The 23,954-nt window shown below is 68.1% G+C and carries 20 protein-coding genes; 12 read left to right on the top strand and 8 right to left on the bottom strand.

What is annotated here, in order from left to right; all coding sequences use genetic code 11:
• The first annotated feature begins 120 nt into the window (after positions 1-120).
• Entirely contained in the window at positions 121-1,161 is a 1,041-nt protein-coding gene (locus ABNQ38_RS14280) for an AAA family ATPase (protein ID WP_376965194.1), read from the top strand.
• Positions 1,151-2,068, top strand: coding sequence for a ParB/RepB/Spo0J family partition protein (locus ABNQ38_RS14275; RefSeq protein WP_377807626.1), 918 nt, complete (start codon positions 1,151-1,153; stop codon positions 2,066-2,068). The genes ABNQ38_RS14280 and ABNQ38_RS14275 overlap by 11 nt, the downstream gene beginning before the upstream one ends.
• On the opposite strand, the gene ABNQ38_RS14270 is transcribed toward ABNQ38_RS14275, so the two are convergent.
• The gene (locus tag ABNQ38_RS14270) at positions 2,065-3,498 is read right to left on the bottom strand and encodes an aldehyde dehydrogenase family protein (protein ID WP_377807625.1); all 1,434 of its coding nucleotides are present in this window, start codon (positions 3,496-3,498) and stop codon (positions 2,065-2,067) included. The genes ABNQ38_RS14275 and ABNQ38_RS14270 overlap by 4 nt on opposite strands.
• Positions 3,499-3,604: 106 nt before the next feature.
• On the opposite strand from ABNQ38_RS14270, the gene ABNQ38_RS14265 reads away from it, so the two are divergent.
• The 5 genes from ABNQ38_RS14265 (at position 3,605) to btsR (ending at position 10,929) form a co-directional block, all read left to right on the top strand.
• Positions 3,605-4,504, top strand: coding sequence for a LysR family transcriptional regulator (locus ABNQ38_RS14265; protein ID WP_377807624.1), 900 nt, complete (start codon positions 3,605-3,607; stop codon positions 4,502-4,504).
• 694 nt (positions 4,505-5,198) lie between these two features.
• A complete protein-coding gene (locus ABNQ38_RS14260) occupies positions 5,199-7,424 on the top strand; it encodes a TonB-dependent siderophore receptor (protein ID WP_377807623.1) in 2,226 nt (741 codons plus the stop codon).
• Positions 7,425-7,586: 162 nt separating this feature from the next.
• On the top strand, positions 7,587-8,390 hold the full coding sequence (locus ABNQ38_RS14255) for a polysaccharide deacetylase family protein (RefSeq protein ID WP_377807622.1): 804 nt from the start codon (positions 7,587-7,589) through the stop codon (positions 8,388-8,390).
• A gap of 113 nt (positions 8,391-8,503) precedes the next feature.
• Positions 8,504-10,201, top strand: coding sequence for a LytS/YhcK type 5TM receptor domain-containing protein (locus ABNQ38_RS14250; RefSeq protein WP_377807621.1), 1,698 nt, complete (start codon positions 8,504-8,506; stop codon positions 10,199-10,201).
• An 11-nt stretch (positions 10,202-10,212) separates the two neighbouring features.
• Complete coding sequence (gene btsR, locus ABNQ38_RS14245) at positions 10,213-10,929, top strand: two-component system response regulator BtsR (protein ID WP_377807841.1); 717 nt, start codon at positions 10,213-10,215, stop codon at positions 10,927-10,929.
• On the opposite strand, the gene ABNQ38_RS14240 is transcribed toward btsR, so the two are convergent.
• Entirely contained in the window at positions 10,904-11,629 is a 726-nt protein-coding gene (locus tag ABNQ38_RS14240; RefSeq protein ID WP_377807620.1) for an aspartate/glutamate racemase family protein, read from the bottom strand. The two genes, btsR and ABNQ38_RS14240, sit on opposite strands and share 26 nt — an antisense overlap.
• A 229-nt stretch (positions 11,630-11,858) precedes the next feature.
• Here ABNQ38_RS14240 and ABNQ38_RS14235 point away from each other — a divergent pair, with 229 nt between their 5' ends.
• The gene (locus ABNQ38_RS14235) at positions 11,859-12,818 is read left to right on the top strand and encodes a YihY/virulence factor BrkB family protein (protein WP_377807619.1); all 960 of its coding nucleotides are present in this window, start codon (positions 11,859-11,861) and stop codon (positions 12,816-12,818) included.
• On the opposite strand, the gene ABNQ38_RS14230 is transcribed toward ABNQ38_RS14235, so the two are convergent.
• The gene (locus ABNQ38_RS14230) at positions 12,766-12,960 is read right to left on the bottom strand and encodes a hypothetical protein (protein WP_376965176.1); all 195 of its coding nucleotides are present in this window, start codon (positions 12,958-12,960) and stop codon (positions 12,766-12,768) included. The two genes, ABNQ38_RS14235 and ABNQ38_RS14230, sit on opposite strands and share 53 nt — an antisense overlap.
• A 154-nt stretch (positions 12,961-13,114) precedes the next feature.
• A complete protein-coding gene (locus ABNQ38_RS14225) occupies positions 13,115-14,014 on the bottom strand; it encodes a LysR substrate-binding domain-containing protein (protein WP_377807618.1) in 900 nt (299 codons plus the stop codon).
• Positions 14,015-14,162: 148 nt separating this feature from the next.
• Between ABNQ38_RS14225 and ABNQ38_RS14220 the strand changes: the two genes are divergently transcribed.
• The 3 genes from ABNQ38_RS14220 to ABNQ38_RS14210 all read left to right on the top strand — a co-directional run bounded on the left by ABNQ38_RS14220 (position 14,163) and on the right by ABNQ38_RS14210 (position 18,119).
• Positions 14,163-15,359: an MFS transporter gene (locus ABNQ38_RS14220; protein WP_377807617.1), complete on the top strand. Its 1,197-nt coding sequence runs from the start codon at positions 14,163-14,165 to the stop codon at positions 15,357-15,359.
• Between the two features lie 31 nt (positions 15,360-15,390).
• Positions 15,391-16,152: an SDR family oxidoreductase gene (locus ABNQ38_RS14215; RefSeq protein WP_377807616.1), complete on the top strand. Its 762-nt coding sequence runs from the start codon at positions 15,391-15,393 to the stop codon at positions 16,150-16,152.
• A gap of 161 nt (positions 16,153-16,313) precedes the next feature.
• Positions 16,314-18,119: a carbon starvation protein A gene (locus tag ABNQ38_RS14210; RefSeq protein ID WP_377807614.1), complete on the top strand. Its 1,806-nt coding sequence runs from the start codon at positions 16,314-16,316 to the stop codon at positions 18,117-18,119.
• Positions 18,120-18,207: 88 nt separating this feature from the next.
• Here the strand turns inward: ABNQ38_RS14210 and ABNQ38_RS14205 are convergent, their stop codons facing one another.
• From ABNQ38_RS14205 to ABNQ38_RS14195, 3 genes are all read right to left on the bottom strand, one after another.
• Entirely contained in the window at positions 18,208-19,728 is a 1,521-nt protein-coding gene (locus ABNQ38_RS14205; protein WP_377807613.1) for a ribonuclease J, read from the bottom strand.
• A 283-nt stretch (positions 19,729-20,011) separates the two neighbouring features.
• Positions 20,012-20,398: an ester cyclase gene (locus ABNQ38_RS14200; RefSeq protein WP_377807612.1), complete on the bottom strand. Its 387-nt coding sequence runs from the start codon at positions 20,396-20,398 to the stop codon at positions 20,012-20,014.
• A gap of 90 nt (positions 20,399-20,488) precedes the next feature.
• Positions 20,489-21,412 carry an NmrA/HSCARG family protein gene (locus ABNQ38_RS14195; RefSeq protein ID WP_377807610.1) on the bottom strand — a complete coding sequence of 308 codons (924 nt, stop codon included), beginning with the start codon at positions 21,410-21,412 and terminating at the stop codon, positions 20,489-20,491.
• 98 nt (positions 21,413-21,510) lie between these two features.
• Here ABNQ38_RS14195 and ABNQ38_RS14190 point away from each other — a divergent pair, with 98 nt between their 5' ends.
• Positions 21,511-21,936, top strand: coding sequence for a winged helix-turn-helix transcriptional regulator (locus ABNQ38_RS14190; protein WP_377807608.1), 426 nt, complete (start codon positions 21,511-21,513; stop codon positions 21,934-21,936).
• Between the two features lie 112 nt (positions 21,937-22,048).
• On the opposite strand, the gene ABNQ38_RS14185 is transcribed toward ABNQ38_RS14190, so the two are convergent.
• A complete protein-coding gene (locus ABNQ38_RS14185) occupies positions 22,049-23,887 on the bottom strand; it encodes an IlvD/Edd family dehydratase (RefSeq protein WP_377807607.1) in 1,839 nt (612 codons plus the stop codon).
• Positions 23,888-23,954 lie beyond the last annotated feature (67 nt).

Raw genomic sequence — 23,954 nt, 5'->3', positions numbered from 1 at the left:
GCCGGCCGAGGGAGCGGGGGTGCATTTGTTGTTGCAACTCCGCACGGGCTCCATTGACAAAGTTCCGGCAACTTGCTCAGACTCCGCCCGGCCGCCGATGGGGGGCGGAGTCCAAGCCGAATGACGGGCGGAATCACGGGAGTGCGGTCGATGGGTGGCGGGGGCGACGAGATGCGCCAGTTGCGCGAGCGCCGCGGCGAGAACCAGACGCAGTTCGCCGACTGGCTGAACGGGCAGCTCGGCCGCAGCTATACCAAGGCGCGGATCAGCCGCTGGGAAAGCGGGGCGGAACGCATCCCGCAGCAGCTCGTCGATTTCCTGACCCGCCACAAGGCGGACGGCCGGCCGCGCTCCGCCACATATCTGGCGGTTGCCAACCAGAAGGGCGGCGTCGGCAAGACCGCCACCGCCGTCAACCTCGCCTATGCCCTGACCGAGGGCGGGGCGCGGGTGCTGCTGATCGACTGCGATTCCCAGAGCAACGCCACCGTCCATGTCGGCATCGGCAACGCCGCCATCGTCGCCTTGGAGCAGCAGCGCAAGACACTCTATTATGTGCTGCGCTCGGAAGAGCCGCTGACCTCGGTCATCATGCCGACGACGGAGAGCGGGCTGGATCTGGCGCCGGCCGGGCTGTCGCTGGCCGATGCCGACGTGGAGCTGGCGGCCGATTCCACCGGCGGGCTGATCCTGCGCGAAAAGCTGGACGAGGTTCGGCACTCCTATGATTTCGTGGTGATGGACTGCGCCCCCAACCTGGGTCTGGTGACCGCCAACGCCCTGTCGGCGGCGGAGCTGGTGGTGGTGCCGGTGCAGACGGAGGCGCTGGCCCTGCTGGGCGTCAAGCGGCTGGTCGACACCATCGGCCGCATCCGCCGCCGGGTGAACCCGGCCCTGCGCATCGCCGGCATCATCCCGACCATGTACAACGACCGGCTGACGCAGGACCGCGCGACGTTGCAGGAACTGCACGAATCCTATGCCGGTCAGGTGCCGGTCTTCGATCCCATCCCGCGCGCCACCGTCTATGGCAAGGCGGCGGCGGCCGGCATGATCACGCTGGCCGGCGATCCCAAGGCGCCGGGAGCCGAGACCTTCCGCGAAGTGGCGCGCCAGATCCGCGCCTATGCCCAGAACCGGGAGACGACCCATGTCGCGTAAGTTCGAACGCAAGACCCGCGAACTGCTGGGCACTGCGGCCGAGCCGGCAGGATCCGCGATGGTTGGCATGGCCGGCGGGCTGACGGTGGGCAGCGACCGGCTGTTCGGCACCTCGGCCGGCTTCCCGCATGTGGTGGAGCTGGACCTCGCCCGCGTCCACCGCAACCCCGACCAGCCCCGCCGCCATTTCGACGAGGCGGAGCTGCGCGGCCTCGCCTCCTCCATCGAGCGGCACGGGCTTCAGAACCCGGTCCTGGTGCGTCCCCTGCCCCAGGGTGAGTATCTGCTGATCGGCGGCGAGCGGCGGGTTCGTGCGCACGAGATGCTGGGCCGCAAGACGGTCTTCGCCATCCTGACCTCCGGCGATCCGGACGAGATCGGGCTGATCGACAATGTCCAGCGCGTCGATTTGAACGCGGTGGAATATGCGGCGGCGTTGGCCCGGCTGATCGACAAGCATGGCTACACCCATGACGAGCTGGCCGCCGTCGTCGGGCGCGACCGCACCGACGTGACCAAGCTGCTGGCGATCATGGGGCTGCCGGCGGAGATCCGGGAGGAATATGCGACCGGGTTCGCCCATGTCTCCCGCTCCGTGATGATCGAGATCGCCGCCGCTCCCGCCGGGTTGCAGGCCGGGCTGTGGAAGCGGGCCAAGGAGGGCGCCAGCGTCAAGGCGGTGCGGCAGGCCAAGCGCGACCATGCCCAGGGCGGCGCCGCGGACGACGTGCCGGCGCAGGAGCCGGATACGAAGGAGGCGGTGCGGGCCTTGCACGCCAGCGTGAAGCGCATCCTGCGCGACGTGGCGGTGGTCCGCGAACAGCGCCGCCATCTCGACCCCGGCAACCGCGACCGGCTGGTGCGGCTGCGGGCCGAGATCGACGCCATTCTGGACGAGGGCGCCTAAACGCCCTCCCCCAGCAGCGACTTGGGTTCCAGGAAGGCGTCGAGGCCGAAGCTGCCATATTCGCGGCCGATGCCCGACTGCTTGAAGCCGCCGAACGGCGCCTTCGGATCGTGGGCGAGGCTGTTGATCAGCACACGGCCGGCGACGATGCGGTCCGCCACCCGGCGGGCACGGGCGGTGTCGCCGGCCAGCACGTAGGCCTGAAGGCCGTAAATTGTGTCGTTGGCGATGGCGACCGCCTCCTCCTCGTCCTCATAGGGGATGATGGAGAGGACCGGGCCGAAGATCTCCTCGCGCGCGATGGTCATGTCGTTGCGGACGCCGGTGAACAGAGTCGGCCGCACGAACCAGCCGCCGGAAAATTCCGGCTGCCCCTCCGGGCGCCCTTCCCCGCCGGTCAGCAGGACGGCGCCCTCCCCCACCCCGATGCGGATGTAGCGTTGCACCCGTTCCCACTGGGTCCGGCTGACCATCGGACCGACACTGGTGGCCGGATCGCGCGGGTCGCCGGCACGCACCGCCTCGACCGCCGCCTTGGTCAGCGCCTCGATCTCGGCGAGGCGGCTGCGCGGAGCCAGCAGGCGGGTACCGGCGATGCAGGCCTGACCGCTGTTCATGAAGGCGGCGCTGACCGCCAGCGGAATCGCCCGCGACAGCTCGGCATCGTCGAGGATGATCGTCGGCGACTTGCCGCCCAGCTCCAGCGTGACGCGTTTCAAGCTGTCGGCCGCCGCGCGCAGGATCGCCTTGCCGGTGGCGGTGGAACCGGTGAAGGAGATCTTGGCGATGTCGGGATGGCTGGAGATCGCCGCCCCCACGCGGTCGCCGCGGCCGGTCACGATGTTGACCAGACCGGGCGGCAGACCGGCGGCATGCAGCGCCTCGGTGACGATCTGCGTCTGGCGGGCGCTCATCTCGCTGGGCTTGATCACCGCGGTGCAGCCGGCGGCGATGGCGGTGGCGAGCTTGCCGCAGATGAAGCCGGCATTGCTGTTCCACGGCGTGATCAGCCCGGCGACGCCGAGCGGCTCCATCCTGACCTCGGCCGTGCCCATCCGGCGGACGAAGGGGTAGTCGGCGAGCAGGGCGGCGGTCTCGCGGAAGGCATTCACCGGGTGATCGACCATGAAGCCGGCGCGCGAGGCCGGAGCGCCATATTCCTCGATCACGGCTTCGAGCAGCTCGTCGCGCCGGGCGGCCACGGCATCGCCCATCCGGTGGAGCAGGGCGATGCGCTCCGCCTTGGCCGTCCGGGAGAAGGCCGGAAAGGTGCGCTTGGCGGCGGCGATGGCGGCGTGCGCATCCTCCTCGTCGGCAAGGCGGACGCGGCCGGTCACGGTGCCGGTCGCCGGATTGTGAAGGTCGAACAGCTCCGTCCCGTGCGGGGTTACGAAGCGGCCGTCGATATAGATGCTGTCGATCTCGTGCATCGGGCTCTCCCGGAACGGTCGGTGGGTGTCGGCCATTCAGGTGGCACAGGGGCCGCCGGGTGATAAGGTGGACAATCCCGCATGCATCGGTGAACGGATCGGGACAATGAGTGTGACCGGACTGGCGGAGCTGGAAGCCGTACAGGCCGTTGCCCGGCATCGCGGTTTCCGCGCCGCGGCGGCCGAGCTGGGGATGTCGCGCTCGGCGCTCAGCCATGCCATCGCGGCGCTGGAGGAGCGGCTGGGGGTGCGGCTGTTCCACCGCACGACGCGTAGCGTGGCGCTGACCCAGGCGGGCGAGCAGTTCGTCGCCGACACCGCCCCTGCCCTGCGCGACATCCGGGCCGCCATAGACCGGCTGTCCGACCATCGGCTGGCACCCGCCGGAACGCTGCGCATCAACAGCTCGGCCGGCGCTGCGCGGATGATCATGAAGCCGGTCATTCTGGAGTATCTGCGCCGCTATCCCGAGATGACGGTCGATCTCGTTACCGAAGGGAAGCTGGTCGACATCGTGCTGGAGGGCTTCGACGCCGGCTTGCGGCTGGCGGAGCAGGTGCCGCAGGACATGATCGCCGTCCCGCTCGGCCCCGCCCTGCGCTTCGCGGTGGTCGGCACGCCGGAGTATTTCGCCGGCCGCACCCTGCCGGAGACGCCGGCCGACCTCGCCGGGCACCGCTGCATCCGCAGCCGCCTGCCGAGCGGCGCCCTCTATCGCTGGGAGTTCGAGCGGCATGGCGAGGCGGTCGCCATCGACGGCACCGGGCCGCTGATCCTGGACGATGCCGACCTGATGCTCGACGCGGTGCGCGCCGGGCTCGGGCTGGGCTATCTGGCGGAATGGCATGTCGCGGAAGACATCGCCGCCGGCCGCCTGCTGCGCGTGCTGGAGGAATGGACGCAGCCGTTTCCGGGCTTGTGTCTTTACTACTCAGGCCGGCGCCATCTGCCGCCGGGGCTGCGGGCGCTGGTGGATCTGGTGCGGGAGCTTGGCGGTCGGCGGTAGGGGGACGATGTGGGACGTCCCACATCGCCCGTCCTGCTGCTCTGCGGTGTAGGATGGGCGATCCGATCCGCAGGGCTGTTTCCAGATCGGCGAGCATATGCGTCCATCGGTCTGCCGTTTCGGCGTTTCGCCGAAGGCCGCGTATTGGACGCGTTTTTTTGCCGGATGCCGGCCAGCATGTCGCAATAGTGGTCGATCCGCTCGGCTTCCTGCCGCACCGCGTCGGCATCCGTCGCCGTCTTCTCGAGCAGACGCTTCAGTTCGTCCCGCCGGTCGGCCGGCACCGGATCCAGCGTGACCCGCATCTGGCGGAAAGGGGCGGGCAGGGGGACGCTTTCGCCACAAGGAAGAATCGTTCGCATAATGGCGGTGCGCCACTGCCGCCGGCCGACGGACGGGCAACAACCGCAGAGGGTGCCGGCTCCGGGTTGGGCACGCGGCAGGGCAGGGGCGGAGACGCCGCACATCACGCGGGTATCGGTGGCGTCGCCGTTCAGCCGGACCGAAAGTTGGCTCACTGCAAATCATCTTGCAAATAAGAATCAATCTCACTAGGCAGGAAAGCGCGACGCGGTCTTGCAGGTGCGCATTCCGCTGGCCCTGACCGGGGGGATCGGCCGGGGCCGCAGCCAATAAAGCAGCCAACAAATCCGTGAATTGACATCAGCACAGCGACGAATGGGGGATCATCGGAATGACGATTGACAGGCAGCCTGGACGCCTTGGGAGACAGAACAGGGGGCGCGTCCGCCTGCTGGCGTCGGTTGCGGCGGCAGCCCTGCTGCTGCCGGCCCTGGCCTTGGCGCAGCCGACGACGAACACGGGGGCCACCGCCTCGTCGGGTGCGATGACGTCCGGGGCGATGACGCTGCCGACCATCGACGTCGGCGCCGACCGCCAGCGCGACGCCAACCCGCCGACCACCGTCGGCTCCAAGCTGCCGCTCGCCCCGCGCGAGGTGCCGCAGACCGTCACCACGATGCCGCGCGAGCGCATCGAGGAACAGAAGCTCATCACGCTCGAAGACGCTATGAAGCAGACGCCGGGCGTCACGGTGGAGCCGATCGACGGCAACCGCCTGCAATTCTATTCGCGCGGCTTCGAGATGACGAACCTGCAGTTCGACGGCGTGCCGACCACGCTGGACAGCCGCATCTTCGCCTCGCCCGATCTGGCGATGTATGAGCGTGTGGAGGTGCTGAAGGGTCCGGCCGGACTGCTGAACGGCATGGGCGGCCCCGGCGGCGCGATCAACCTCGTCCGCAAGACGCCGAAGAAGACGCTGGAAGGCTATGGCGAGCTGACCGCCGGCTCCTACGCCAATTACCGCGGCGAAGGCGACATCACCGGGCCGCTGAACCAGTCCGGCAGCCTGCGCGGGCGCTTCGTCGGTGCCTATCAGGACCGCAACGGCTTCCAGGACTGGACGACGCAGGACCGGGCGGTCGCCTATGGCAGCATCGCCGCCGACCTGACGCCCGACACCACCCTGACCGCCGGCGCCTGGTACCAGCGCATGAGCTACAAGGGCGCCTGGAACCTGCCGGGCTATGCCACGGTGGTGAACGGACAGCCGCAGTTCCGGCTGCTCGACGTCGACCGTTCGACCTCGCTGGGCGAGGAATGGAACCGCGACATCTTCACCACCAAGGGCGGTTTCGCCGATCTGGAGCACCGCTTCGACAATGGCTGGGCGGTGAAGCTGGCCACCCATTACATCGACAACGAGATGGACCGGAAGATGGCCTATGCCTACTCCCCGGTCACGCCGGGGGTGAACCGGACGACGCTCTACGCCCAGAAGGTCCGTTACGACCAGGACCAGATCGGCGCCGACCTGTCGGCCAGCGGCAATTTCGGGCTGTTCGGCCAGACCCACGAGGCGGCGGTCGGCGCCAATTACGAACGCTGGACCTTCCGCCACCGCGCGGCCAACCCGGTCGGCAGCTGGTCGGTGACGCAGAACATCTTCGCCCCCAACGCCTCCGCCCCCGAACCGGCCTGGCGCAACTGGCAGCGGGACACCAAGACCACCACCGACAGCTGGGGCACCTACGGCGTCCTGCGCCTGAAGCTGGCCGACCCGCTGAAGCTGATCGTCGGCGGGCGGATGAACTGGTGGCAGACCAAGGTCGATGCCGACGCGCTGGCCGGCACCGCGGAGAGCAGCGCGTCCGTCCGCGGCAAGGTCACGCCCTATGCCGGCCTCGTCTATGAGGTCAACTCCACCTATGCGCTCTACACCAGCGTGACGCAGATGTACCAGCCGCAATCCTTCGTCGATGCATCCGGCAAGGTGCTGGAGCCGCTGAAGGGCCGGCAGTACGAGGCCGGCGTCAAGGCCGATTACTTCGGCGGACGGTTGCACGCCACCGCGTCGGTCTTCCACATCGAGGAGGAGAACCGGCCGCAGGCCGACCCGCGCTATCCCAACCAGTCGATCTACATCTCCGGCGGCAAGGCGCAGAGCCGCGGCTTCGAGCTGGACGTCTCCGGCGAGATTCTGCCGGGCTGGGACGCCTATGCCGGCTACACCTTCACCCGCGCCAAGAGCCTGGACAGCAGCGCCAACTCCGGCAGCGCCTTCACCGCCATCGCGCCGATGCACCAGTTCAAGCTGTGGACCAACTACCGCCTGCCCGAGAGCATCGACGACCGGCTGAGCGTCGGCGGCGGCGTCACCGCCCAGACCTCGATGTACAACGAGTTCCCGTCGCTGGGCGGCGCCCGCCTGACCCAGGGCGGCTATGCGACGGTGGACGCCCGCGTCGCCTACGACGTGACCGAGAAGGTGACGGCGGCGGTGAACGTCAAGAACCTGTTCGACCGCACCTATTACCAGCGCATCAACAACGTGCAGTCGGGCAACATCTATGGCGAGCCGCGCACCGTGCTGCTGACCCTGCGGGCCAAGCTGTAACGGCGGCTGTGCGGGGGTGGGGAGGGTCGGCCTTTACCCCCGCAAGTCCCCAAGAAATCGCTTGTCCATCGCGGCGGGCGGGCGCAAAGCTCAGGTCTTGCGCCGGTCCTACCCCCTTCGAGGGGGCGGCTGGCTCCGACCTTTTCCCAAGTGCCCCTTGCGATGATGACCCTGTTCCGCCGCGCCGTCCTGCCGCTCGGGCTGGCGGCAGCCCTGCTGTGCCTGCCTGCCCCGGCCATGTCCGACCAGCGCAGCTATGCCGCCACCCATGGGGCGGCTCCCTTCGTGACCCGGCATCTGATCCCCGGATCGGACCTCGACCTCGCCCAGGTCGATCCGACACTGCCATCGGCCAGGGTGGTGGCGCTGACCATCGACGATGGGCCGGACGGGCATGACCCCCAAATCCTCGACATCCTGCGGGCGCATGGGGCGAAGGCGACCTTCTTCTACATCGGCGCCAAGATCCCGGAGCATCACGAGATCGCCAGGATGGTCGCCACCTCCGGCAACGAGGTCGGCAGCCACACCCAGACCCACCCGATGACCACCGACCTGAAGCCGGCCGAGCGCGAGTGGAACCTGGCGCAGGCGGAAAAGGCGCTGGCGTCGGTCGGGGTGACGGCGACGTGGTTCCGGCCGCCCTATGGCGATGTCGACGATGCGCTGACAGCGCTGGCGCGCCGGCACGGCATGGCGACGGTGCTGTGGACCGCCGACAGCCAGGACTGGAAGGACACCGGTCCCGACATCATCCGCCACCGCATCGTCGAACGGCTGGCGCCCGGCGCCGTCGTGCTGATGCACAGCACCAAGGCGGCGACCGTCGCGGCGCTGCCGGCGATCCTGGAGGAAGGGGAGAAGCGGGGCCTGCGCTTCGTCACCATGACCGAATGGGAGGCGGCGATGCGGCAGTCGGTGACCCCGGAACTGGCCCTGCTGCACCCGGCCCCGCGGCGGCGGTGAGTATCCGTGCCGGGGTAGGGATGCAAGGATGTCCCATCGGCGGGGACGCCCTGCCGGTGTAGGATGGCGCGGAGCAGCGCCGGTCCCGTAAGGCCGCTGCCGGGAAAACCGCCATGCCTGTCGAGCCCTTCACCCTGGTCCTCTCGCTGCTCCAGCAGATGTGCGTCTATCTGGTGATCGCCTATCTGCTGAGCCGCACGCCGCTGTTCCTGCCACTGACTCATGTGACGGTGCGCTGGCCGCATAAGCTGGCCTGCTACGTGATCTTCTCGATCTTCTGCATCATGGGCACCTATTTCGGCCTGCACATCGACGACAGCATCGCCAACACCCGCGCCATCGGCGCCGTGCTGGGCGGCATTTTCGGCGGGCCGTCGGTGGGGCTGGCCGTCGGGCTGACCGGCGGGATGCACCGCTATTCGCTGGGCGGCATGTCGGCACTGGCCTGCGCCATTTCCACCATGGCGGAAGGGCTGATCGGCGGGCTGGTCCACCGCCACATGGTTCGCCAGGGCCGGATCGAGCCGCTGTTCAACCCGCTGCGCGTCGGCGCCGTCACCTTCGTGGCGGAGGTAGTTCAGATGCTGATCATCCTGGCGGTCGCCCGGCCCTTCGAGGCGGCGATGCATCTGGTCGAGGTCGTGGCGGCGCCGATGATCGTCGCCAACACCCTCGGCGCGGCGCTGTTCATGCGCATCCTGCTGGAGCGCCGCGTGTTGGACGAGAAGCAGTCCAGCGCCTTTTCCGCCAAGGCGCTGAAGATCGCCGCGCGCTGCGACGGGGTGCTGCGCGGCGGCTTCAACAGCGAGAACAGCACCCGCGTCGCCCGCATCATCTTCGAGGAAACCGGCGTCGGCGCCGTTGCCATCACCGACCGGGAAAAGCTGCTGGCCTTCATCGGCATGGGCGACGACCACCATCTGCCGGGCACGCCGATCAGCTCGCCGCAGACCCATCAGGCCATCGCCAGCAATCAGGTGATCTATGCCGACGGCAACGAGGTGGCCTATCGCTGCTCGATCAGCCCGGCCTGCCGGCTGGGGGCGGCGCTGGTGATCCCGCTGGTCGGCGAGGATGGCGGGGTGATCGGCACCATCAAGCTGTACGAGCCGAAGACCAAGATCTTCTCCACCATCAACCGCACGCTGGGCGAAGGCGTGGCGCGGCTGCTGTCCAACCAGATCCTGGCCGGCCGCTACGAGCAGCAGAAGGCGCTGCTGGCGCAGTCGGAGATCAAGCTGCTGCATGCGCAGGTCAACCCGCATTTCCTGTTCAACGCGCTCAACACCATCTCCGCCGTCATCCGCAACGATCCGGAGCGGGCGCGGCAGCTGGTGCAGAACCTGTCGACCTTCTTCCGCAAGAACCTGAAGCGCCCCAGCCAGATGGCGACGCTGGCCGACGAGGTCGAGCATGTCAGCGCCTATCTCCAGATCGAGCTTGCCCGCTTCACCGGGCGGCTGGCGGTGGAGATCGAGGTGCCGGACGAGCTGCGCCACGCCCGGCTGCCGGCCTTCTCGCTCCAGCCGCTGGTGGAGAACGCGATCAAGCACGGCACCGCGCAGCTTCTCGGCGACGGCCGGGTGCGCATCGCGGCGCGGCGCGACGGCGGCGACCTGCTGCTGTCGGTGGAGGACAATGCCGGGCTCTTCGAGGCCAAGCCGGGCGGCGACGGGCTGGGGATGACCATCGTCGACCGCCGCATCCGCAACCGCTACGGTGAGGAGTACGGCGTCTCGGTCGCCTGCGAGCCGGATGCCTTCACCCGCGTCACTTTGCGCCTGCCTCTTGAAGAGACCGTGCCCGCATGATGTCCCCTGCCATGACCGTCCTGATCGTCGACGACGAACCGCTGGCGCGCGAGGAGTTGCGCCGGATGCTGGAGGAGGCCGCCGACATCCGCATCGTCGGCGAATGCGCCAACGCCATCGAGGCCATCGGCGCCATCAACCGGCAGGCGCCCGACGTGGTCTTCCTCGACATCCAGATGCCGCGGGTCAGCGGGCTGGAGATGCTGAGCATGCTCGATCCCGAGCGGATGCCGCGCATCGTCTTCCTGACCGCGCACGACGAATATGCCGTCCAGGCCTTCGAGGAGCACGCCTTCGACTATCTGCTGAAGCCGGCCGATCCGGCGCGGCTGGCGAAGACCTTGCAGCGGCTGCGCCGCCAGCATGCGCCGCAGGAGCTGTCGGTCCTGCCGGGGGCGGCGGAGCTGCGCCACATCCCCTGCACCGGGGTCAACCGCATCACCCTGATGAAGCTGGCCGACGTCGAGTATGTCGTCTCCCGCCCCGCCGGCGTCTATGTGGTGGGGGAGGACGGGCAGGAGCGCTTCACCGAGCTGACGCTCCACACCATTCAGGAGAAGAGCCCGCTGTTCCGCTGCCACCGCCAGCATCTGGTCAACCCGGACCGCATCCGGGAAATCCGCTTCGCCGATGGCGGGCTGGCGGAAATCCAGACCACCGGCGGGCATGCGGTTCCGGTCAGCAGGCGCTTCCTGGGGGCGCTCAAGGAACGGCTGGGGATGGGGTGAAGCCGGCGATGGCGAGATCCACGGCCGCTTCGGCATGGATGGCGGTGGTGTCGAACAGCGGAACTGCGCTGTCCTCCGGCTTCACCAGCAGCATGATCTCGGTGCAGCCGAGGATGACCGCCTCGGCGCCGCGTGCTACCAGCCGGGCGATCACCTCGCGGTAGGCTTGGCGGGACGCCGCCTCGACCCGGCCCTGGACCAGCTCCTCGTAGATGATGCGGTGGACGATGGCGCGGTCGGCCTCGTCGGGGATCAGAACCTCCAGCCCGTGGCGCCCGGTCAGCCGGCCCTTGTAGAAGTCCTGCTCCATGGTGAAGGCGGTGCCGAGCAGCCCGACGCGGCGGTGGCCGGCGGTACGGATGCGCTCGGCGGTGGGGTCGGCGATGTGCAGCAGCGGGATGGCGACGGCGGCCTGCACCTCGGCGGCCATGCGGTGCATGGTGTTGGTGCAGATCAGCAGGAAGTCGGCGCCGCCGCGCTCCAGCCGGCGGGCGGCGTCGATCATCAGGGCGGTGGCGTCCTCCCAGCGGCCGGCATGCTGCAACGCCTCGACCTCGGCGAAATCGAAGGACCACATCAGGCAGCGGGCCGAGCGCAGCCCGCCCAGCCGGTCGCGGACGCCCTCGTTGACGATGCGGTAATATTCGGCGGAGCTTTCCCAGCTCATGCCTCCGATCAGGCCGATCACCTTCTGCGACACCGGGCGGGTCTCCTGTCCTGGCTTCGGATGGAACGTTTGGAACGCCGTGAAACAGGTTTCGGGGGGCTGTTTACCTGTTCAACGGCCGCTCGCCGCTGCTTCCTCCTTCCTATCATGGAGACCCGTCGGGCGGGTAGGGCGCGATGAAACGGGCTGTCGGGCCCCCGACCATGACCGAATGGCCGCCGCCGGTGTTACCGGGGGAGACGATGCGGGACAGGAGGGGGCGATGGGCAGCGTGCGGCGGGGGTGGGCGATAGTCGTCGATGCGGCATATGGCTGGATGAACGACGACGCGATGAGCATGGCGGCGTCCATCGCCTTCTACACCATCTTCTCGCTGGCGCCGCTGGCGATCCTAGTGATCGCGCTGGCCGGGCTGGTGTTCGGCGACGAGGCGGCGCGCGGCGCGCTGGTCGACCAGCTGACGGCGCTGGTCGGGCACGATGCCGGCCAGACCTTGCAGGACCTGATCGCGCGGGCCGGCGCGAAGGAGACCGGCATCGTCGCCAGCATCATCGGCATCGGCACCATCCTGGTCGGCGCCACCACCGTCTTCGTCGAGCTTCAGGCCGGGCTGAACCGCATCTGGCGGGTGGCGGCGCCCCAGGAATCGACCATCACCTGGCTGGTGCGGGTGCGGCTGAAGGCGCTGGCGCTGATCGGCGCCATCGGCTTCCTGCTGATCGTCTCGCTGGTGGTCAGCGCCGGTCTGGCGGCGGCCGGCCGCTGGGCCTCGGCCTATCTGCCGGCGATGCCGTCGCTGCTGTGGCTGTTCGACGTGCTGGTGTCCTGGACGGTGCTGACCGGCCTGTTCGCGCTGATCTACCGCATCCTGCCCGACGCCTACATCCGCTGGGCCGACGTCTGGCTGGGGGCGGCGGTGAACGCCTTCCTGTTCGCGGTCGGCAAGTTCATGATCGGCTTCTACATCGCCACCAGCGGTGTGGTGACGGTCTATGGCGCGGCCGGCTCCTTCGTGCTGATCCTGCTGTGGGTCTATTATTCGGCGGTCATCTTCCTGTTCGGGGCGGAACTGACCCGCGCCTATTCGGAACGCAGCGGCAGCCGGGCGCGGCTCCCCGGACTGAAGCCCGAGGCCGGCCCCGGTCCCGGCTCCGGTTTGGGCGAGCCGGCTACCGGCCGCAGCAGCCCCGTCCCAGAGTCATCAGGATCTGCCGTGCCTTGAAGGACCGGGGGTCGAGCGGCGGCTCGTCCGGGGCGAGGCGGGCCTGGGCCTCGCGGTAGCGGTCGTAGCTGTCGTCGTTGAACAGGCGGCGCAGGTTGGCAAGCGCCTTGCGCAGGGGGGTACGGGGGCAGGACTCGGTCATCGGAGATCTCTGGCGAAAGCCGGCGCGGCATTGTGGGACGTCCCACCCTAGCGCCGTTGCCGCCCGCGCCGGGCCGCTTTCCGGCGAGCGGCGCTCTGGCGGTTTGAGCGGCGCATTCCGGGGACCTGAGCGGTTTTGGGGTCATGCTGCCGGGTTATCCGACCGCTCCCTGCGCCTCGCCGACCAGCCAGTCGACGAAGCCGGAGACCAGCTTCCCCGCATCGGCCTGGGGGGGAACGAGCGCCACGTACCCCGTTCTCGGAACCCGGATGTCCGGCAGCGGCGTCATCAGCTTGCCGTTGGCGATGTCGATGTCCAGCATCGGCAGCGGGCCGATCCCGATGCCAAGCCCGTCCTCCACCGCCTGACGGGTGACGAAGAAGTGATCGAAGATCTGGCGGGGATGCCCGGCCAGATGCTGGAGCCCCGCCGCATCGAGCCAGCCGGTCCAATCGCCCGGACGGGTTTCGCTGGCGAGCAGGGTGTGGCCCTCGATGTCGGCGGGCTTGCGGATCGGCCGCCGCGCGAACAGCGCCGGGCTCATGATCAGCGTGTCCACATCGTCCAGCACCGGAACGACGCGGTGCTGGGGCCACACATGCTCCCGCGCGGCACCGCGCCGGATCGCCACGTCGACGCCGCCGCGCAGTTCCTCCAGCACGGTCGAAACCGTCGTGACCGCCACCTCGACCTGCGGATGGCCGGCGTGGTAGCGGCCGAGCCGCGGGATCAGCCAGCGCATCGCGAAGCTGGTCGGGGCGCTGACCCGCAGGATGCGCCGCGCGTCGGGACGGCCGCAGGCTTCCGCCGCGACGGCCAGCCGGTCGAAGGACAGCCCGACCTCGGCGGCGAAGATCCGTGCCATCGGCGTCGCCACCATGCGGCGCCCCTCCCTGGTGAACAGCCTCTGCCCGAGCCAGCTTTCGAGCGCGGCGATCTGCCGGCTCACCGCACCGTGGGTGAGGCCGAGTTCGGTCCCCGCCTCGGCATAGCTGCCGGTGCGGGCCGCAACCTCGAAAATGCGCAGGGCGTTCAGCGGGGGAAGGCGGCGCATGGGCGATCCTTGAGAGAAACCCGTGAGGAAAACTGACGCTATCCGTGATTCAAACCACACTAGTCGATGAATCGTCACGGGTATACCCTGCCTGCCCATTCAGACCAGCCGGGCAATGCCTGTGGCGCCTCCGGGAAAGCCATCGAAGATGATTGCGAGACAGTGGTGGACAGAGAAGAAGAAAAGCCTGACGGGCGCGTGTCTTGCCCATGCGGTGCATGACGGCTACACCGACGCCCTCTATGTCTTCCTGCCGGTGTGGCAGGCGCAGTTCGGCCTGTCCTATGCGATGCTTGCCGTCATCCGCGCCCTTTACTCCGGGACGATGGGGGGGCTGCAAATCCCGGCCGACCGGGCCCTTCGCGGCCTGTCGCCGCGGGCGGCGCTGATCCTGTCGACCGTCCTTGCCGCGGCGGGCCTGCTGATCATGGCGTTGCCGCTCGGCCTGCCGGGTCTGTGCGTCGGCCTCGTCGTCGCCGGCATCGGATCGAGCATCCAGCACCCCTGCGGCTCGATGCTCGTCACCGTCAGCTATGGCGCGGCATCGCGCCATCCGCTCGGCATCTACAATTTCTCGGGCGATCTCGGGAAAGCGGCGCTGCCGGCGCTCGTCGCCGTGCTGTTGCCGACGGTCGGCTGGCAACCGGTGCTGGGGATGATGGCGGCCATCGGCCTCGTCCTGTCGGTCGCCCTGCTGCCACTGTTGCCGGCGGTTCCCATCGTCCGGGCCACCAAGACGGCTGCGGCCGGCCGCGGCCGCGGCGGCTTCGGCATCCTGACCGTGATCGGCGCGCTCGATACCGCGACCCGCATGGGCTATCTGCTCTTCCTGCCCTTCCTCATCCACGGCCAGGGCGGCGATTCGGCGACGGTCGGGCTGGCGCTGGCCCTGCTGTTCATCGGCGGTGCGCTGGGGAAGGCGACATGCAGCCTGCTCGGGGAGCGGCTGGGGGTGGTCGGCTGCGTCATGGTGACCGAAGCCGCCACGGCCCTGCTGATCGCGGCGACGCTGTTCACCTCGCTGACGCCGACGCTGGTCCTGCTGCCGCTGCTCGGCATCGTGCTGAACGGCACCTCCTCGGTGCTCTACGGCACCGTGCCGGAACTGTCCAACGGCGACACCGGCCGGGCCTTCGCCGTCTTCTACACCAGCGTCATCGGCTCCGGCGGGCTGGCCCCCATCCTCTACGGCACCATCGCCGACCACAGCAGCCAGACGACCGGCGTGCTGGCCTCGGCGGCGACCGCCGCCCTGATCGTTCCGCTCGTCCTGATGCTGAGGCCCCATCTGAACGCCTCCGCCACGGAACCGCATGGCGAGACCGGCCTGCCGCGCTCCGCCTGACCGTTCCCCTGCCATAAGGAGATCCCTCCCAATGACCACCGTCTCTCAGTCGCCGCTGATCCTGATAACGGGCGGCGGGCGCGGCATGGGTGCCGCAACCGCAAGGCTCGCCGCCGCCCAGGGTTACGACGTCGCGATCAGTTTCGTCTCCGACGAGGCCGCCGCCCATGCCGTGGTGGCGGATGTCGAAGCCCTGGGGCGCCGTGCTCTGGCGGTGCGCGCCGACAGCGCCGATCCGGCGCAGGTCGTCGCGCTGTTCGACGCAATCGACCGCGAGTTCGGCCGGATCGACGTCCTGGTCAACAACGCCGCGGTGCTCGCGCGCCAGTGCCGGACCGAGGATCTCGGCTTCGAACGGATGCAGCGCATCTTCGCGGTCAACGCCATCGGCCCGATCCTCTGCGCCCAGCAGGCGGCCAAGCGCATGTCGCATCGCCACAACGGGCGGGGCGGCGCGATCGTCAACATCTCGTCGGCATCGGCCCGGCTCGGCAGTCCGAACGAATATGTCGACTATGCCGCCTCCAAGGGCGCGCTGGAGACCTTCACCATCGGCTTCTCCAAGGAGGTCGCGCGGGACGGCATCCGCGTCAACTGCATCCGCCCCGGCCACATCTACACCGACATGCATGCGAGCGGCGGGGAACCGGGACGGGTGGATCGCGTCAAGGACTCGATCCCGATGGGGCGGGGCGGTCAGCCCGAGGAGGTCGCGCGGGCGATCCTGTGGCTGGCTGGCCCCGAGGCCTCCTTCATCACCGGCACCTTCCTGGACGTCACCGGCGGCAAGTGAGCGTGGACGGGGCGGCGGCGACCGGCAGAGGACTTGAGCGTCGCCGCTCGCCCCCCGCCCGCTGCCGCTTAGCATCTCCCGGCTGCCGCTCGCGGCATTCCACCCCACGGGAGCAAGCGGCGGGCGTACACCGGCGGCATATCCTTTTCAGGAGAACCGTCATGGATCACGCCCTAACATTTGTGATCGCGACACTCTGCATTCTTGCGCTCTGCTACCGCTTCTACGGCGTGTTCTTCGTGCGCAAGGTTCTCCGTGCCGACGATTCGGAAGTCACCCCGTCCCACGTCCTGGCGGACGGCAAGAACTATGTGCCCACCAAGAAATGGGTGAATGCGGGTCAGCATTTCGCCGCCATCGCCGCCGCCGGCCCGCTGGTCGGTCCGGTGCTGGCCGCCCAGTTCGGCTATCTGCCGAGCTTCCTGTGGCTGCTGATCGGCTGCGTCATCGGCGGCGCGGTGCATGACACCGTCGTGCTGTTCGCCTCGATGAAGCACAAGGGACAGTCGCTGTCCGAAGTCGCCAAGGCCGAACTCGGCCCGGTGGCCGGCTGGTGCACCGGTCTGGCGATGCTGTTCATCATCACCATCACCATGGCCGGCCTGTCGATGGTCGTCGTCCATGCGCTGGAACGCAATGCCTGGGGCGCCTTCGCGGTGTTCATGACGATCCCCATCGCCATCGCGCTCGGCCTCTACGAGAAGATCACCGGTTCGTCCAAGGGCGCCACCCAGGTCGGCATCGCCGCCATCGCCGCCTCGGTCTTTGCCGGCCCCTACATCCAGGGCACGCTGCTGGGCGAGTGGCTGACGCTGCATGCCGAGACGGTCGCCGTCATCCTGCCCATTTACGCCTTCTTCGCCACCGCCCTGCCGGTCTGGCTGCTGCTGACCCCGCGCGGCTACCTGTCCAGCTTCATGAAGGTCGGCGTGTTCGGCGCGCTGGTCGTCGGTGTCGTCTTCATCAACCCGGAGATCCGCTTCCCCGCCCTGACCGACTTCATCCATGGCGGCGGCCCGGTGCTGAACGGCCCGGTCTGGCCCTTCATCTCGATCACCATCGCCTGCGGCGCCATCTCCGGCTTCCATGCCTTCATCGGGTCGGGCACCACGCCCAAGCTGATCGACAAGTGGAGCGACATCCGTCCGGTGGCCTTCGGCGGCATGCTGGCGGAATGCCTGGTCGGCGTCATGGCGCTGATCGCCGCCACCGCCCTGCACCCGGCCGATTACTTCGCCATCAACTCCGCACCGGCCGTTTTCAAGGCCCTGGGCATGACCGTGGTGGACCTGCCGCGGCTGAGCCAGGACATCGGCCTCGACCTCTACGGCCGGACCGGCGGTGCGGTGACCCTGGCGGTCGGCATGACCGAGATCTTCACCCGCGTGCCGTGGTTCAACAGCCTCGCCTCCTACTTCTTCCAGTTCGTCGTGATGTTCGAGGCGGTGTTCATCCTGACCGCCGTGGACAGCGGCACCCGCGTCGCCCGTTACCTGATCCAGGACCTGCTGGGCGATGTCTATGCCCCGATGAAGCGGCTGGACTGGGTCCCCGGTTCGATCATCGCCAGCGTCATCGCCTGCGTGGCCTGGGGGTATCTGCTGACCTCGGGCGACATCAACTCGGTCTGGGCCCTGTTCGGCGTGTCGAACCAGCTGATGGCCTCGGTCGGCCTGATCATCGGCGCCACCATCATCCTGCGGCTGGCCCAGAAGCGGATCTACATGCTGACCTGCCTGGTCCCGCTGGCCTACCTGTTCGTCACGGTGAACGTCGCCGGCTACTGGATGATCGCCAACGTCTATCTGAACAAGGCGGCCAAGGGCTACAACCCCTTCAACGCCGGCATCTCGATCATCATGCTGGTGCTGGGCTTCATCATCCTGCTCGCCGCCTTCCGCAAGTGGAAGGAACTGCTCCAAGCCCGCGCCATCGAGGTTCCGATGGTCGCCACCCCGGCCGAATGACGGTTCAAGCATCGTAGAAAAGCGAACGGGCCCTGTGGAACACTCCACAGGGCCCGTTCGCTTTTGTCCGTTAGCGCTTCCGCGGCAATCAGGCCGCCGCGACGAGCGTCTCTTCCGCCGGCAGCTCGGCGGGGATCCAGGAGATCAGCTCCCGCCCGGTGTTGGCGAGGCGCTTCGGCTCGATGTGGCCGATGACGCGGGTGCCTTCCTTGGCGATGCGCAGGATGTCGCCATCCTCCGGAACCAGCGCGCGTTCGACGCCGCAGCTGCGGGCGAGGCGGGCATGGGCTTCCATATGCTCGATGGTGCCATGGACCGGCACGGCGAAGCGGGGGCGGACCATCCCGTACATGCGGGCGAGGTCGTCGCGCTTCGGGTGGCCGGAGACATGGACCGGCGCCTCGGCCGGGGTGACGATCTCGACACCCATGCCGCGCAGATGCCCGTGGATTTCGGCCAGGGCCTCTTCGTTGCCGGGGATGATGCGGGCGGAGAAGATGACGGTGTCGCCCTCTTCCAGCCACAGCTCGCGGTGCTCGTTGCGGGCCAGACGGCTGAGCGCCGCCCGTTCCTCGCCCTGGCTGCCGGTGCACAGGAACACGAGGTTGTCGCGCGGGGTCCAGGACGCCTCGCGGACATCCATGAAGTCCGGCACATGGTCGAGGTAGCCGCAGGCCTGCGCCGCCTTTTCCATGCGCAGCATGGAGCGGCCGACCAGCACCACCTTGCGCCCGACCGCCGCCGCCGCTTCCGCCACCGCGGTCATGCGGGCGACGTTGGAGGCGAAGCCAGTCACCGCGATGGCGCCCGAGCGGCCGGCGAAGGCGCCGATCAGGCCGGCGCGGGCGTCGGCCTCCGACCCGGTCGAGCCGGGCACGTCGGCGTTGGTGCTGTCGCACATCATGGCGAGCAGCCCTTCGTCGCCCAGGCGCTTCAGCGCGGCGAAATCGGTGCTGCGGCCGACCAGCGGGTTGGGATCGAACTTCCAGTCGCCGGTGTGCAGGACCGTGCCGGCCGCCGTGCGGATCGCCAGCGACATCGGCTCCGGGATCGAATGGGTGACGGCGATGGTCTCGATCCGGAAGGGACCGATGCTCAGCGTGTCGCCGATCTCGAAGGTCTGCACCTTGGCGGCGCGGTGGGCGCCCTTTTCCTTCAGCCGGTCCCGGATGATGTGGGAGGCGAAGGGGCTGGCATAGATCGGGCAGCGCAGGCGCGGCCACAGATGGTGGATCGCGCCGATATGGTCCTCGTGCGCGTGGGTCACCACCAGCCCGACGACGTCCTGCATCCGCTCTTCGATGAAGGCCGGATCGGCCATCAGGCTGTCGATGCCCGGCATCTCGTCGCCGACGAAGGCGACCCCGGCATCGACGATCAGCCATTTGCCGGCGTGACCGTAGAGCGCCATGTTCATGCCGATGCGGGAACAGCCGCCCAGCGGAAGGAACAGGATCTCGTCCTTGCCCGGAACCGGGCCGGTGGGGCCGCCGCCATGGACCGGAGTGGCCGGGGGGCGGGAGCCGTCGAAGTCATCTCGCGGACGCGGGTTGCGGTTGCGTGCGCGGTTGTTCGGCGCCATCCGGCGCCGTTTTGAATCAAACGTCATGCCTCTGTCGTACGTCTCACTTAGGCCGGCATTCGACGCTGCCGGACGGGCGTGCATCGCTCGTCGATGCGGATCCCGGTGTGGACGATCCCTGCCGGAGGCGCCGTGCGGCGGCCGTCGGACGACTGGGATCGAGTGTTTCGTGATGGCTTATGTGGGCAAAGGGGGACGCACGTCAAGGGTGGCCGTGAAAGGTCACACGAAATGGTGGGGCATTGCTGGGATGCGTGGGGGGACCACCGGTCGGGCCGATGGTACCGCCTCCCGTAAACTCCGACGCCCGCTAGAGCTGAGATGCAATCGCCGCCTTGTCGATGACCGACCATACGCTGTCGATGCGGCCGTCACGAAATCGGTAGAAGACATTCTCGCTGAACCGAACCCTGCGGCCGTTGACGGGAATATCGAACAGAAGGCCTTTCGGGGTGCAATCGAACAGCAGGCGACTTGCAACATGGGGAGCCTGCGAGACCAGAAGGTCGATGTTGAATTTCAGATCGGGGATTGCGCGGACATCCGCCTCCAGCATCTCGCGATAGCCTGACAGCCCGAATTCCCGTCCATTGTGCTGGATCTCCTCGTGGACGAAAGTCCCCAGGCTTTGCCAATCACGGTCGTTCAGACAGGCGATGTAGCGGCGGTAAAGGGCGGAAAGATCGGCCTCGGTCATCTGGCAGCTCCCAGTTTCACGCGAATATTGTCATAGGACAGGGCGAAGGGAACCACGGTTCCGGACGCTGTCCTGTATCGCGTGCGGCGACTACCGCAGCGCCACGGTCCCTCCCGATGCTTCCAGAGAGGATATGAACAGCGGCCGGCCGGCACCGCAAAGCCATTCCTCCAGGCTTTGCAGCGCCCCGAACTCCTGGCGCAGGGCCGGGATATCGACGGCGCCCGCGCATCGGCCATCGTCAACGAGTTCGGCGAGCCGCCCGAGGAACCGGTTCTGCGCAAGAAGGCTGTCGGGGAAGCGGTTGTAGGTGATCGTCCTGCCCGCAGCCCGGCTGAAAGCGTCCTGCAATCCTTTGCCGGTCACCGCGTCCCCGGCGATTTCGATGGTGCGGCCGGCGAAGCGGTCCGGATCCGAGAAGATCGTCGCGACGATCCTGCCGATATCGTCGACCGCGATGAGCTGCATCGCCTGATCGGGGCGCATCAGGAACGAGTAGGTTCCATGGTCGAGCCCCATGCCCGGCAGCATCAGGATTTCCATGAACGTCACCGGGCGCACGATGGTGCTGCGGATGCCGAGGCTCCGGACATGCTCCTCGATCTCGGTCTTCATGTCGAAATGGCCGAGGCCGGTGATCCCCTTGCCGGCAGCGGCGACGGATGTGTAGACGAGGTGGCGGACGCCATGGGCCGCGGAAAGGTCGGCGATGGCCTTGCCGTAGCGGAGCTCCTGCTCGTCGGTAATGCCGAAGACGGGACCCTGCCCGGAACTTGGCTGTACGCTGAAGACCCCATGGACGCCGGACATCGCCGCGGCGATGGAGGCGTGGTCGGAAAAGTCGCCCGGATGCAGGTCGACGCCGGCGGCCTCCAGGGCCTTCGCCTTCGTGCCGGCGGGGTCGCGGACCAGCGCTCTCACCAGCCAGCCTTCGGCCCGAAGCGCTCTGGCAACCGCTCCGCCCTGCTGTCCGGTGGCGCCGAACACCAGCACCGTCTTTTCGTCGGCCATCATAAGTTCCTCTTCGTAACCATTGTCGGTTACGAAATGACACCGCTATGAAACCCGCACAAGACGGCACATTTTTGTAAGTCGGTGACAGGAGGTGACTGTTGGAAAAGACGATCCATGGCCGGCCATACAAGGAAACCAAGCGAGGACCGGTCCTCACGCCCTGCGCGCCGAACAGCGTCCTGGCAAGACTGGGCGACAAGTGGACGATCCTGGTGATGAGCATCCTCGCGCTCGATCCCGCCAGACCGTTGCGGTTTTCGGAGATCAGGAACGGAATTCCGGACATCTCGCAACGCATGCTGACCCTGACCTTGCGGAACCTGGAGCGGGACGGCCTCGTCCTGCGCCATTATTTCGCGGAGGTACCGCCGCGGGTCGAATATGAGCTGACGGCGATGGGCAAAACGATGCTGCCAGCTCTCGAAGGATTCACCGGTTGGATCAGGGAGAACTGGCAGGAGATCGAACGGTCCCGCCAAGCCTTCGATGCAGCGGAGGCCAAGCGGCCCGCGTCCGGACCGTAATGTCCGAAAGCGGGCTGCTACCGACGGTGGTCGTTCCGTGGTGACGTGGAAGCGCACCAGCGCCCGCCCGCTGCTATGCGGGCGGGCGCTTTGCGGCTCGACAGGCTTGGGGTCAGTGGTTGTCGCGCGGGATCCCCATGGTCTGCGCCACGCGCTGGTACTTGACCGCCGGCTTCAGCACCATGCCTTCGTCCAGCTGGTCGACAATGCCGCGCTGAATTTCCTGCCACGGGGTCTGCGACGGCGGGGCGGGGTAGCCGCCGGCCGCCTCCAGCGTGGCCTTGCGGTCGGCAAGCTCCGCTTCGGAAATCAGGATGTCGGCGCTGCCGCGGCGCAGGTCGATGCGCACGCGGTCGCCGCTGCGCAGAAGGCCGAGATTGCCGCCGGCCGCCGCCTCCGGCGAGGCGTTGAGGATCGACGGCGAGCCCGAGGTGCCGGACTGGCGGCCGTCGCCGATGCAGGGCAGGGAATGGATGCCCTGCTTGATCAGGTCAGCGGGCGGACGCATGTTCACCACCTCCGCCGCACCGGGATAGCCGATGGGGCCGGCGCCGCGGATGACCAGGATGGTGTAGGCGTCGATTCCCAGCGACGGGTCGTCGATGCGGTGATGGTAGTCCTCCGGACCGTCGAAGACGACGACCTTGCCTTCGAAGGCTTCCGGATCCTTGGGATTGGACAGGTAGCGCTCGCGGAACTCGTCGGAGATCACGCTGGTCTTCATGATGGCGGCGTTGAACAGGGTGCCGCGCAGCACGACGAAGCCGGCGTTGATCTTCAGCGGATCGTCGATCGGGTGGATGACGCGGGTGTCGAGGATCTCGGTGTTGCGGCAGTTCTCGCCGATGGTGCGGCCGTTGACGTTGGGCGCGTCCTCGCGGATCAGGCCCTTGGTCATCAGCTGCCCGACCACGGCCGGCACGCCGCCGGCGCGGTGGAAGTCCTCGCCCAGATACTCGCCGGCCGGCTGGAGGTTGACCAGCAGGGGCACGCCCAGCCCGTGGGTCTGCCAGTCGTCCACCGTCAGCGGCACGCCGATGTGCTTAGCGATGGCGTTGATGTGGATCGGCGCGTTGGTCGAGCCGCCGATGGCAGAATTGACGACGATGGCGTTGAGGAAGGCGTCGCGGGTCAGGATGTCGGACGGCTTGATGTCCTGGCGCACCATCTCGACGATGCGCTTGCCGGTCTCATAGGCGGCCTGCTGGCGCTCGCGGTAGGGGGCGGGGATCGCGGCGGATCCCGGAAGCTGCATGCCCAGCACCTCCGCCAGCGAATTCATGGTCGACGCGGTGCCCATCGTGTTGCAGTAGCCGGTCGAGGGGGCCGAGGAGGCCACCAGCTCGATGAAGCCCTGATAGTCGATTTCGCCGGCCGCCATCATCTGGCGCGCCTTCCAGACGATGGTGCCCGAGCCGGTGCGCTCGCCGCGGAACCAGCCGTTCAGCATCGGGCCGACCGACAGCGCGATGGCCGGGATGTTGACGGTCGCCGCGGCCATCAGGCAGGCCGGCGTGGTCTTGTCGCAGCCGATGGTCAGCACGACGCCGTCGAGCGGATAGCCGTGCAGAACCTCGACCAGCCCGAGATAGGCCAGGTTGCGGTCGATGGAGGCGGTCGGCCGCTTGCCGGTCTCCTGGATCGGGTGGACCGGGAACTCGATGGCGATGCCGCCGGCGGTGCGGATGCCCTCGCGCAGGCGTTCGGCCAGAACCAGATGGTGACGGTTGCAGGGGCTGAGGTCGGACCCGGTCTGGGCGATGCCGATGATCGGCGCGCCGGATTGCAGCTCCTCGCGCGTCAGGCCGAAATTCAGGTAGCGCTCAAGATAGAGCGCGGTCATGTCGGGGTTGGCGGGGTTGTCGAACCACGCGCGCGAGCGCAGACGCCGTTCTGAACCGGGGACCGAACCATCGGCATTGGCGGGGAAGGGGGGCTTCGTCTCGGACATATCGACACCGGTTTCAGGTTGGGGCGCGGACCGTAGGCCCGGCGCCGGAGGTGTGGTTGCGTCTCTT

It is taken from the genome of Azospirillum sp. A29 (assembly GCF_042604625.1).
Classification (GTDB): Bacteria; Pseudomonadota; Alphaproteobacteria; order Azospirillales; family Azospirillaceae; genus Azospirillum; species Azospirillum palustre.
The sequence above is the reverse complement of the archived record's forward strand: the minus strand, read 5'-3'. Positions and strand labels throughout refer to the sequence as shown.